Below are 11,676 nucleotides of genomic sequence, written 5' to 3' on the forward strand. Positions count from 1 at the left end.
CCAGCCACGACGCACCGCAAGCCATCAACGCACCTCAGCCCCCCACCCCCTCCCCACCCCTCCCCGCTTGCTAAGCGGAACCCCGTTCCGTATCGTTACCGGAACAAGGTTCCGCTTATCAGTGATCCCGGAGGACACAGCCATGCAGTACCGCACCCTGGGCCGCACCGGCGTACAAGTCAGCACGCTCGCGCTCGGCGCGATGAACTTCGGCAGGATCGGGCGCACGAGTCAGGAGGACGTCACGGCCATCGTCGACGCCGCTCTCGCCGACGGGGTCAACCTCATCGACACCGCGGACGCGTACAGCGGAGGCGAGTCCGAGGAACTGCTCGGCAAGGCGATCGCCGGTCGCCGGGACGACATCGTGCTGGCGACGAAGGCGAGCCTGCCGATGGGCGAGGAGCGCAACCACCAGGGCGGTTCGCGCCGCTGGCTGGTGACCGAGCTGGACAACAGCCTGCGCAGGCTCGGCGTGGACCATGTCGACCTGTACCAGATCCACCGCTGGGACCCCCGCACCAGCGACGAGGAGACCCTCTCCGCCCTGACCGACCTCCAACGCGCGGGAAAGATCCGCTACTTCGGCTCCTCCACCTTCCCCGCGTACCGCATCGTCCAGGCGCAGTGGGCCGCCCGCGAGAACCACCTGAGCCGTTACGTCACCGAGCAGCCGAGCTACTCGATCCTCCAGCGCGGTATCGAGACCCACGTCCTGCCGGTGACCGAGGAGTACGGCCTCGGCGTCCTGGCCTGGAGCCCGCTCGCCTCGGGCTGGCTGTCCGGCGCGATCCGCGAGGGCCGGGAGGTCACCACCAGCCGCTCCGCGTTCATGCCCCAGCGCTTCGACACCGCCGTCCCCGCCAACCGCGCCAAGCTCGACGCCGTCGAACAGCTGGCCAAGGTCGCCGACGAGGCAGGGCTCACCCTCATCCAGCTCGCGCTCGGCTTCGTCACCGCGCACCCCGCCGTGACCAGCGCGCTGATCGGCCCGCGCACCCTGGACCACCTGGACACACAGCTCGCCGCCGCGGACACGGTGCTCTCCGCCGACGTACTGGACGCGATCGACACGATCGTCGCCCCCGGCACGGACCTCGCCGCCCACGAGAAGAACGACACCCCGCCCGCCCTCCTCGACCCGACCCTGCGCCGCCGCTGAGCCCACCGGAAGGGAGCACCACCATGTCTGCCCCGCCCCCCACGATCGTGTCCGTGAAGCCGGTGATCCTCCCCGCCCCGGGCCGCGGCGAGGACCTCCAGGTCCGCGTCTCCGCACCCGTGACCGGCGACGGCCTACCGGTCATCGTCTTCTCGCACGGCTTCGGCTGGTCGATGAACGGCTACGCCCCGCTCGCCGACCACTGGGCCGCGCACGGCTTCATGGTCGTCCAGCCCACCCACCTCGACTCAAGAACGCTCGCCATCCCGCACGAGGACCCCCGCTTCCCCGGGATCTGGCGCACCCGAGTCGAGGACCTCAAGCGCACACTGGACGAACTCACCACCCTGGAAGCCTCCGTGCCGGGCCTCGCGGGACGCGTCGACCACGCCCGCATCGCCGTGGCCGGCCACTCCTGGGGAGCCCAAACGGCGAGCACGCTCCTGGGCGCCCGCGTCCTCGACCCCGACGGCGTCCCCGGCGAGGACCTGTCCGACCCCCGCGTCAAGGCAGGCGTCCTGCTCGCCCTGACCGGCCTGGGCGACGACCTCACCCCGTTCGCCGCCGAGCAACTCCCTTTCATGAGGCCGTCGTTCACCACGATGACCCCACCGGCCCTGATCGTCGCCGGAGACCACGACCAGTCCCACCTCTCCACCCGCGGCCCGGACTGGTTCACCGACCCGTACACCTACAGCCCCGGCGACAAGACCCTCCTCACCCTCTTCGGCGCGGAGCATTCCTTGGGCGGCATCCCCGGCTACGAGGCCGCCGAGACGACCGACGAGAGCCCGGCCCGCGTAGCCCTGCTCCAACACCTCACCACCGCCTACCTGCACAGCGCCCTCCACCCCGGGGACACCGCCTGGCAGAAGGCGTCCGCCCAACTGGCGGAAGATCCCGAGCCGTTGGGGGAACTACAGAGCAAGTAGGTGCGGGGGTTCATGGCCCGCGCCGACGAACTCGGCGCGGGCCGGGCCCTGCGGATCCTCCGCGAGGTCGACGCGATCAGCAACCGGCGCCGCGAGCGCGTGATCGACCTCGCCCGCGAACAGGTCGGCGGCACTTTCACCGACCGGCGCATCACCGTCTGGGGCGCCGCCTTCAAGCCCGGGACGGACGACATCCGCGACTCCCCCGCCCTGACCGTCGCCCAGAAACTCCATGACCTCGGCGCCGCGGTCACCGTCACCGACCCTCAAGCCCTCGACAAGGCGCGCAAGCTCCACCCCCAACTCGACTACGTCGACGACCCGACCGCCGCCGTGCAGGACGCCGATCTGCTGCTGCACCTGACCGAATGGCCGGAGTTCTCCGGCATCGACCCGCACGCCCTCGCGTCCCGCGTCGCCTCGCCGACGGTCATCGACGGCCGCGGCACCCTCGACGCCGACACCTGGCGCGAGGCGGGCTGGTCCTACTGCGCGCTCGGCCGCCCCTGAGCCCTAGGGAAACCACACCTCACGCACGCTCTCCTCCCCCTCCTCGCCACGTTCGACCACGAACGCCGACTCCAGTCGCTCCTCGTCCGCATAAACGGACAGCGCGCCACCGGTCAGCACGTGCAGCAGCCCGTCGTAGTCGACGAAGTCCTCGTCCTCGTCGACCAGTTGACCGGGGTCGATGCCCACGGCCGCCAGCGTGGCCCGAAGGTCCCCGGTGACATCCAGTTCGTCGAAGCCCTCGACCGTCAGATCGGGAGCCCCGGGCACCGCGACCAGAATCTTCAAGTAGGCGGCCCCGAAGTCCCGTTCGCAGACGGCGACGATCCGGGCGTCCGGGTGCAGCTTCTTCTGGGCGCGGAACTCGTCCTCCAGCACGCTGGACAACACCCCGTCCTCGACGAGCGCCGGGTCCGTCACCTTCACCGTGGTCCCCCAGGCGGCGGCGCGTACGACGTCCAACTCCCGTCGGTCAGAAGGGCTTTCGGGGTGTCCCAGTCGCGACGGTGCCTCCTCGCCGCGGATCCCCGCGACCGACGACAGCGACAACACGGCAGCCCTCGCCGTCTCCGGGGCGTGCGCCACGACCGGCGGGCGCTCGTCGGGGCGTAGCGGAGTTGCGAAGGGGGGCTGGACCACGACCAGTTGGGCGTGTCCGCTGTGACGAGGGTCCACCCGGGTTTCGGGGGATACGGGGCTCATGGTGCCGAGCGTATGACGCCGTCCCGCGCCCAGCTGTGAACAGCCTGTGGAGAAGGGGAGTCGACACGGTCACCGAACCACGGATCGGCTTCGGCATGTACATGGGCGTGTCTAGCGTGTGGTCCGTTCGGTGGCGCCACATCGACCACGGGGGCCCCTGGCGCCGCGCGGACACCCCATGCCTACGGGGCCCTCACGGGGACATCACGTGCAAACACCCATACGCGCCCGGCGGTTGCGCGCGCTGCGGCGGTCGGTCGTCGCGCTCGCGTGCGCCTCGGTCATGGCGCTCACCGGGCTTCCGGGCCTTACGGCAGCGGAGGCCGCGCCGAGACCACTGGACCCGGGCAAGCGCTGTGACGAGTTGTACGGCCTGCCCAGCAACACCCGACCGACCGTGGGGCTGCCGCAGTTCGACGCGTCCCGGGCGACCTCGCAGTGGGACGACTACGCGTACGTCAATCCGGCGAAGGAGTGGGACGGGCTCGGGGCGCCGTCCGCCGACAAGCAGGCCGCGCTGTCCGAGTTGACCAAGGCGCCCGCCACACAGCCCGACCGGGTCTGGTGGCGATGGCTCCAGCAGAAGGACAAGTACCCGAATTTCACCGACTATCGGGACGCCGTCTTCATTCCGAACTCCGGCAACGATCCCCGCGGCAAGGCCTTCGAGCAGAAGGTGATCAAGGATCACGGGCTGGTCGGGCCGGAGTGGATCTGCCAGAAGGAGGTCGAGTTCAAGGACCCCGACACCGGCAAGACGTACCGGCGCAAGCTCGACGCGTACAACACGCGGACGAAGCAGATCCTGGAGATCAAGTCCAACGGCAGCCCGGACCGCACGCAGGTGCCCAAGGACCTGGCGTGGGCCAAGGACCCGGCGTGGAAGGACAGCAAGGTCAAGTACGTCTTCGCCGAGCCGCAGAAGGCCGACGCGAAGAAGTTCCTCGGGGACATGCGGCAAGTGGCCGGCAACCGGGTCACCGAGTACAACTACCGTACGGATCGCGTGGAGTTGGCGCCCAAGGGTGTCGGTGAGCGCGCGAGCAGTGGGCTCATGCAGCCGCCCGGGCAGGCCGGTTCCACGCGGGGCGGGCTCACCGATCTGATCCGTGAGTCGCGGCCCACCCCGAAGACCATGGCGGACTTCCTGAACGCCAAGAACGCCGCCAACCCGGGTGGTCTGCCGCGCGGTCCGGGCGGTGTCGACTTCTCGACGCTCGACCTGAAGTACGTCGGCAAGCCGGTCCGGGGCAAGGGTGTCGACTTCGCGTTCGACGCCAAGGAGGATCCGACCGAGCAGTCCGGCTGGGGCGGCAAGGCCAACTCGCAGCTGATCTCGGACGCGTTCTTCACCTGGCTCGCGCTGACCCCGGACAAGTTCTGGGTCAACCTCAACCCGGACGAGCCGGACCGCATCATGGACGCCAAGTTCGGCAAGACGGACGCCGGTCGGGTGCTCCTGGAGGCCGACCTCCAGATGAAGCACGACTTCTACAAGGCGATGGACCCCGCCACCGACCTCGGCAAGCGCTACTGGGCCGCGCTGCCGAAGGTGAACGGCAAGCCCTGCATGCCCGGGCTGCGCAACTGGATCGAGCCGAAGACCGCGCAGGTCCGTGAGCAGGACGGCGGCATCTACATCCTCGACACCCCGCTGCGTCTGAAGTCGACCGCACAGACGACGGTCACGCCCGGTCCCGGCGAGCCGATCTGCACCCCGGACGCGGCCCAGACCGCGGCGGCCCAGCGGGTCATCGACGCGATGATCGTGCCCGCGGTGGAGAAGACCATCAACACCGCACCCCAGTACGCCGATCTGCGCCGCGTCTACACCGCGCGCGTCGCCGCCGAGTACATCCGCCAGCAGGACGCCAAGGCGCCCACCGACTACCACGCGATCATCAACAGCGGCGACGCCACACGCTGGCCGCTGCGCGCGCCCAACCAGAACTGGACCCGCGAGGCCCTGTTCCAGAAGTACCGGAACATCTACACGCACGGCGAGTTCACCTACGACGTCCCCGACGCGAACGGCACCGTGCAGGTCTACATCGTGGGCGGCGTCGACCTCTCCAAGCAGCCCAAGCGGAACGTCGGCAAGGTCCAATTCACCGCCCAGCACCGGTACTTGCCCCGGCAGACGCAGACCAGCGTGAAGACCCTCACCGACAACACCGACACGACGGGGCAGGTGCTCCTCGGCGCGAACACGGCCGCCGACGACACCGGCACGACCACCCCCACGCCGACCCCGACCCCCACCCCGACCCACACCGGGAAGCCGACACCCACCCCGACCCACAGCGGCGGTGGCGGCGGCGGCGGGAGCACCCCGGCACCGGCACCCACGACGCCCGCACCCGCGCCCGACGACCCCAGTGGCGACCTCGCCCACACCGGCAACGACACCCCGGTCGGCCTGATCGCGGGCACCGCCGGCGGCCTCGCCGGCGCGGGCGGAGTGCTCGTGTGGTGGATGCGCCGCCGTAGGACGGCCCAGGGGTGACCCCGGACTGACGAACACCTGTTGGGGCCGGTACGCGCAGCCGGCGTACCGGTCCCTCGGCGTGCGGGCGTCCGATATTCGATGGGCAACCGCGCTCACGCTCGGTAATCTTCATTGCCTCCAACCACCCCCGGACCGCTTTCGGCTGCGCGCGCCCGGCAGCCTGAGCAAGGAGGCCCATGATCGACGCGTACGAGGATCCCGGGACACCCGACTGTCGGGGCGGCTGGCGGTTCCTGTGGTGGCTGGTGTGGCGGCAGCGGGCGCGGGCGCTGTCCGGGGCGCTGCTGTCGAGCGTGTGGATGGTGCTGATGGCGGCGGCGCCGTATCTGATGTCCCGGGCCGTTGATGACGGGTTGGTGCCGGGGAACATGGGCGCGCTGGCCTGGTGGACCGGGGTGCTGTTCGTGGTCGGCGCGGTCAATTCGTGGCTGAGCATCATGCGCCACCGCACGATGACCCGGGTCCGGATCGACGCCAACTTCCGCACGGTCAAGCTGATCGTCGGCCAGACGGTCCGCCTGGGCGCCGTGCTCTCCCGCCGCGCGCAGGCCGGCGAGGTGATCACCACCGGTGTCGGCGACGTGTGGACGATCGCCCAGTCCCTGACGGTCGTCGGCCCCGGCTTCGGCGCCCTCGTCGTCTACGGCGTGGTCGCGGGCGTGCTGCTGTCGATCTCGGCGCCGCTGGCCGCCGTGGTCCTCCTTGGTGTGCCGGTGATCGCGTTGCTCGCGGGGCCGTTGACGCTGCGGCTGCAGAGCGTGGAGACGGAGTACCGGGAGCGGCAGAGCGTGCTCACCGCGCGCATCGGCGATCTCGCGGGCGGCCTGCGCGTCCTCAACGGCCTTGGCGGCAAAGGGCTGTTCGCGGACGCGTTCCGCCGTGACTCGCAGCGACTGCGGGCGCAGGGGTACCGGGTGGGCGCGGTGGCCAGCTGGGTGCAGGCGATCGGGGTCGGGCTGCCGACGCTGTTCCTCGCCGTGGTGACCTGGCTCGCGGCCCGGCTGGCGGCCCAAGGGCAGCTGAGCATCGGCGAGTTGGTCGCCGTGTACGGCTATGTCGCGGTCCTGATCGGCCCGGTGGCCTTCTTCGTGCAGATGGTCTACGAGTTGAGCCGGGGCGTGGTGGCCGCGCGGCGGGTCGTAGAACTGCTGCGGCTCGAACCGGCGCCGGACAACGGGGAGTTGGACGCTCCCGCCGAACCGGCCGTCCTGCACGATCCCGACTCCGGGGTGCGGGTGCTGCCGGGGCGGATGACCGCGTTGGTCGGGGCGCGGCCGGCCGATGCGCTGGCCGTGGTCGACCGGCTCGGGCGGTATGTGCCGTCCGTGGCGACCTGGGGTGAGGTGCGGCTGGACGCGATTCCGCTGGAGCAGGTGCGGGCGCGGATCCTGGTCGCCGACAACGAGGCCGATCTGTTCGCCGGGCCGTTGACGGAGGTCGTGTCCGGGCGGCGGGAGCGGTCGGCGGAGGCGGTGGCGAAGGCCGTGCGCGCGTCCGCCGCCGACGACATCGTGCAGGGGCTGCCGGAGGGTCTTGACTCGGCGGTGGCCGCGCAGGGGCGCAGCCTCTCCGGGGGACAGCGTCAACGGGTGCGCCTGGTACGGGCGTTGCTCGCCGAGCCCGAGGTACTGCTCGCGGTGGAGCCGACCTCGGCGCTCGACGCGCACACGGAGGCGGCCGTCGCGCGACGGCTGCACGCGGAGCGCACGGGCCGTACGACAGTGGTGACCACGACGTCCCCGCTGGTCCTGGACCACGCGGACACCGTGCACTACCTGGTCGACGGCAAGGTCGCGGCCAGCGGCGGCCACCGCCGGCTGCTGGCGGAGGAACCCGGCTACCGCGCGCTGGTCGCCCGGGACGCGGAAGAGGAAGAGGTCGTACGGTGACGCAGTCCTCGTTGGCCAAGGGTCAACTGCCCGTCGCGGAACGGGCGGACGTGCGGCGGGCCGCGCTGCGGCTCGTACGGGTGGACCGGCGGGCGTTCGTCGTCGTGCTCGTCGTGAACGCGCTGGCCGCCGGGGCCGGGCTCGCCGGGCCGTGGCTGCTGGGGCGGATCGTGGACGACGTGCGGGCCGGGGCCGGGGTGAGCACGGTGGACCGGCTGGCGCTGGTCATCGTGGCGTGTGCGCTGGGCCAGTTGCTGCTGGCGCGGTGGGCGCGGTACGTGGGGCACCGGTTCGGAGAGCGCACGCTGGCGCGGGTGCGGGAGGACTTCGTGGACCGGGCGCTGGCGCTGCCCGCGTCGGTCGTGGAGCGGGCCGGGACGGGGGACTTGACCGCGCGCGGCACGGCGGACGTGGCGATCGTCGGGACGACCCTGCGCGATGTCGGGCCGGATCTGCTGGTCAACTCGGTGCAGGCGCTGTTCGTGATGGGCGCGGTGTTCGCCCTCGACCCGCTGCTCGGGCTGTTCGGAGTGCTGGGGCTCACGCCCGTGTGGTTCGCGCTGCGCTGGTATCTACGGCGGGCCCGGGACGGCTATCTCGCGGAGGGCGCGGCCAACTCGGAGGTCGCCGAGATCCTCACGGCGACCGTGGCCGGGGCGCGCACGGTGGAGGCGTTCCGGCTCCAGAAGCGGCGGGTCACCGCGAGCCGGGACACGCTGCGGACGGCGCTGCGAAGCAGGCTCTACACCCTGTTCCTGCGGACGGTGTTCTTCCCGGCGGTCGAGGTGTCGTACACGATCCCGGTGGCGGGCGTGCTGTTCGTCGGCGGGTGGCTGCACGGGCGCGGGGAGGTGGGCCTGGGTGCGGTGGTCGCGGCGGCGCTGTATCTGCGGCAGTTCACCGAACCGCTGGACCAGATCCTGATGCGGATCGAGCAACTCCAGAGCAGCGGCGCGTCGTTCGCCCGCGTGGAGGGGCTGGCCCGGGCGCCCCGCGCGGAGGGCGACGGCGATGCCCCGGTTCCGGCGGACGACCGGATCGACGTGACCGGTGTGCGGTACGCCTACGAGCGCGGCGGCGAGGTGCTGCACGGCGTCGATCTGACCGTACGGCCGGGTGAACGGCTCGCGGTGGTAGGCCCGTCGGGCGCCGGGAAGACCACGCTGAGCCGGCTGCTGGCGGGCGTGGACGCGCCGACCGAGGGCACGGTGACGGTCGGCGGGGTGCCGGTGCACGGCCTCTCGCCGGAGACGCTGCGCCGCCAGGTGGTGCTGGTCACCCAGGAGCACCATGTGTTCCTGGGCTCGGTCCGCGACAACCTCCTGATCGCCGAACCGGGCGCCACGGACGAGGAGTTGTGGGCAGCGCTGAACGCGGTGGGTGCCGAGGAGTGGGTCCGGGATCTGCCGGACGGGCTCAACACCCGCCTTGGTCCCCGGGGTTCGGCGACGGACGGCTCGCAGGCCCAGCAACTCGCCCTGGCCCGCGTGGTGTTGGCCGACCCGCACACGCTCATCCTGGACGAGGCGACGGCTCTGCTGGATCCGGCCACCGCCCGGCACACCGAGCGCGCCTTGGCCGCCGTACTGGAGGGCCGCACCGTGATTGCCATTGCCCACCGTCTCCACACCGCGCATGACGCGGACCGGGTGGCAGTGATGGAGAACGGGTTGCTGACCGAACTCGGGGCGCACGAGGAGCTGGTGTCGGCCGGCGGGGCGTACGCGGCGCTGTGGCACTCGTGGCACGGGGACGGGCGCGGGTCGAGTGGCTGACGCCGGGCGGTTTTCGCCCCCTCCGCCCCTTCCTGTCCCGTCCCTGGGGGCTCCGCCCCCAGACCCCCATCGGCCCTGAAGGGGCCTCGTCCTCAAACGCCGGGCGGGCTGAAAGAGCAGGCCCCGCCCGGCAGTTGACGGCTCACACCGGGGCCTCGTCCTCAAACGCCGGACGGGCTGAAAAATCAGACCCCGCCCGGCACTTGACGCCACACACCGGGGCCCCGTCCTCGAACGCCGGACGAACTGAAAGGTCAGACCCCGTCGGGCAGTTGAGGGCTCACACCGCGTCCGGCCCCCGCTCCCGCGTCCGGATCCGCACCACCTCCTCCACCGGAGTCACCCACACCGTGCCGCCGCCCGTGCCGCGTCCTCCCGCGGCGCGGATGACACGGACGAGGTCGGTCGCGTCGAAGTCGAGGGTGAGGATGTCGAGCCGGAGCCGCGGGGCCAGGTTCACCCGGTACTCGCTGCCCCGGTAGACCTCCACTCTGACCTGCCGGGGCTCGTAGGCCCGTACCTCGGTCACGGTCACTCCGCGCACCCCGAACGACTGGAGGGCTTTCATGACGTCCGGGACGCGGTGCGGAGGGAGGACCGCGGTGACGAGTTTCACGGGTCTTCCTCAACTCCGGCCATTTCAGCTGGAGTCCGGTTCCTTGGCCTGCTCCGCGATCGGCGCCGGTGCCGCCACCGCCGCGACCGGTTCGGACACCGACGCGGACGCCACCGCCGACTCCGCCGGATACGCCTCCTCGTCGTGGACCGCGATGTCTCCGGCCTCCAACACCTCGTCCGGCGCCCGGAGTTTCACGAACAGGCCGATCGCCTTGAGGATGAGGAAGGTCATCACGGCGTCGTAGACGATGACCGTGCCGGCCGAACCCGCCTGTTTCCAGAGCTGGTCGAGGTTGCCGTAGAGCCAGCCGCTGGTGGAGAACGCCGTGGTGCCGTCCTTGTTGAGGTACACGGCGACCGCCGGGTCGGCGAAGATGCCGACGAGCATGCCGCCGGCGAGGCCCGCGATGCCGTGGGTGTAGACGACGCCGAGCGCGTCGTCGACCTTGTTGAACGGCGGGATCTTGGACAGGTAGTTCCAGGCCAGCCAGACGATCGACGACGCGATGATGCCGATGTAGATCGCGCCGATCCCGGTGACGAAGCCGGCCGCCGGGGTGATCGCCACCAGGCCGACGATCATGCCGTTGATGCCGCCGAGGAAGGTCGGCTTGCGCTGCGGGCCGACGAACATGTCCCAGAAGACCCACACCAGCAGGGCAACTGCCGTACAGAGATTGGTGTTGAGGACGGCGAGGGCCGCGTTGTGGCCGCCGAAGTACATGTCGCCGCCGTTGAAGCCGTTCCAGCCGAGCCAGAGGATGCCCGCGCCGACGGCGACCATGGGGAGGTTGTTGGGCACGCCGTGGGCGCGGTCGCGGGCCAGCCGTGGTCCGATCACCGCCGCCGCGACGAAGCCCGAGGTGCCGGCGGCGAGGTGGATGACGTAGCCGCCGGAGTAGTCGAGCGCGCCTTTGGCCGCCCACCAGCCGCCGCCCCAGAGCAGGAAGGCGTTGACCGTGTAGACCAGGGTCGACCAGATCGGGACGAAGAGCAGCCACGCACGGATGTTCATGCGGCCGATCACGCTGCCCATGAAGAGGAGCGGGGTGATCGCCGCGAACGCGAAGTGGAAGTAGGCGAGCGTGGCCTGCGGGAAGTGGAAGCTCGGCATCAGGCCGTTGCCGTTGACGAGTGGTATCCACGCCTGCTGCTGTTCGCTCGCCGAACCGACGATGGTGCCGGGCCGGCCGACGAACGCGCCGAGGATGCCGGGCCAGTGGGAGTCCAGGGGTTCGCCGAACCCCATCTTGAACTCCCAGAGGACCCAGCCGACCAGGACCAGCGAGAAGCCGGTGAAGGCCATGAACATGGTGTTCACGACCCATTTGCGCTGGACCAGGCCGCCGTAGAGGATCGCGATGCCGGGGATGCTCATCAGGCCGACGAGTGTCGCCGCGACGAGCTGCCAGGCGTTGTCGCCCGCGTCCAGCCAGTTGGGATAAGGAATCACTGCAGCCGTCAACTCCCTTCGTGGGAGCGGCGGTCCGGCAGGACCGCCGGTTCGAACGGCAGGATCGTGCCGGATCTTTTACGGGTTGGTTCCGGGGGCATGTCCGCCCGGAAAATTTCTGTTCAC

9 protein-coding genes are annotated in these 11,676 nt (G+C 70.8%); 6 read left to right on the top strand and 3 right to left on the bottom strand.

What is annotated here, in order from left to right:
• The first annotated feature begins 142 nt into the window (after positions 1–142).
• Genes ACIBK4_RS02470 through ACIBK4_RS02480 form a run of 3 tightly spaced genes read left to right on the top strand, consistent with a single transcriptional unit; the run spans position 143 to position 2,604 of the window.
• Positions 143–1,162: an aldo/keto reductase gene (locus ACIBK4_RS02470; protein ID WP_398991360.1), complete on the top strand. Its 1,020-nt coding sequence runs from the start codon at positions 143–145 to the stop codon at positions 1,160–1,162.
• Positions 1,163–1,185: 23 nt separating this feature from the next.
• The gene (locus tag ACIBK4_RS02475) at positions 1,186–2,094 is read left to right on the top strand and encodes an alpha/beta hydrolase family protein (RefSeq protein WP_398991362.1); all 909 of its coding nucleotides are present in this window, start codon (positions 1,186–1,188) and stop codon (positions 2,092–2,094) included.
• Between the two features lie 12 nt (positions 2,095–2,106).
• Entirely contained in the window at positions 2,107–2,604 is a 498-nt protein-coding gene (locus ACIBK4_RS02480; protein ID WP_398991364.1) for a UDP binding domain-containing protein, read from the top strand.
• A 3-nt stretch (positions 2,605–2,607) separates the two neighbouring features.
• Here ACIBK4_RS02480 and ACIBK4_RS02485 read toward each other — a convergent pair whose 3' ends face one another.
• The gene (locus ACIBK4_RS02485) at positions 2,608–3,306 is read right to left on the bottom strand and encodes a DUF6333 family protein (protein WP_398991366.1); all 699 of its coding nucleotides are present in this window, start codon (positions 3,304–3,306) and stop codon (positions 2,608–2,610) included.
• 208 nt (positions 3,307–3,514) lie between these two features.
• Between ACIBK4_RS02485 and ACIBK4_RS02490 the strand changes: the two genes are divergently transcribed.
• From ACIBK4_RS02490 to ACIBK4_RS02500, 3 genes are all read left to right on the top strand, one after another.
• The gene (locus ACIBK4_RS02490) at positions 3,515–5,812 is read left to right on the top strand and encodes a hypothetical protein (RefSeq protein ID WP_398991368.1); all 2,298 of its coding nucleotides are present in this window, start codon (positions 3,515–3,517) and stop codon (positions 5,810–5,812) included.
• A 179-nt stretch (positions 5,813–5,991) separates the two neighbouring features.
• Positions 5,992–7,704, top strand: coding sequence for an ABC transporter ATP-binding protein (locus tag ACIBK4_RS02495; protein ID WP_398991370.1), 1,713 nt, complete (start codon positions 5,992–5,994; stop codon positions 7,702–7,704).
• Positions 7,705–7,715: 11 nt separating this feature from the next.
• Positions 7,716–9,479, top strand: coding sequence for an ABC transporter ATP-binding protein (locus ACIBK4_RS02500; RefSeq protein WP_398992915.1), 1,764 nt, complete (start codon positions 7,716–7,718; stop codon positions 9,477–9,479).
• Positions 9,480–9,759: 280 nt separating this feature from the next.
• On the opposite strand, the gene ACIBK4_RS02505 is transcribed toward ACIBK4_RS02500, so the two are convergent.
• Positions 9,760–10,095 (bottom strand): P-II family nitrogen regulator, encoded by a 336-nt coding sequence (locus ACIBK4_RS02505; protein ID WP_390156943.1) that lies wholly within the window; start codon positions 10,093–10,095, stop codon positions 9,760–9,762.
• 24 nt (positions 10,096–10,119) lie between these two features.
• Positions 10,120–11,550 carry an ammonium transporter gene (locus tag ACIBK4_RS02510; protein WP_398991373.1) on the bottom strand — a complete coding sequence of 477 codons (1,431 nt, stop codon included), beginning with the start codon at positions 11,548–11,550 and terminating at the stop codon, positions 10,120–10,122.
• Positions 11,551–11,676 lie beyond the last annotated feature (126 nt).

This window comes from Streptomyces sp. NPDC050528 (assembly GCF_044457795.1).
Lineage (GTDB): Bacteria > Actinomycetota > Actinomycetes > Streptomycetales > Streptomycetaceae > Streptomyces.

Coding starts and splice junctions, on each gene's coding strand:
- ACIBK4_RS02470 (WP_398991360.1), top strand. CDS start 143: ATGCAGTACCGCACCCTGGGCCGCACCGGCGTACAAGTCAGCACGCTC.
- ACIBK4_RS02475 (WP_398991362.1), top strand. CDS start 1,186: ATGTCTGCCCCGCCCCCCACGATCGTGTCCGTGAAGCCGGTGATCCTC.
- ACIBK4_RS02480 (WP_398991364.1), top strand. CDS start 2,107: ATGGCCCGCGCCGACGAACTCGGCGCGGGCCGGGCCCTGCGGATCCTC.
- ACIBK4_RS02485 (WP_398991366.1), bottom strand. CDS start 3,306: ATGAGCCCCGTATCCCCCGAAACCCGGGTGGACCCTCGTCACAGCGGA.
- ACIBK4_RS02495 (WP_398991370.1), top strand. CDS start 5,992: ATGATCGACGCGTACGAGGATCCCGGGACACCCGACTGTCGGGGCGGC.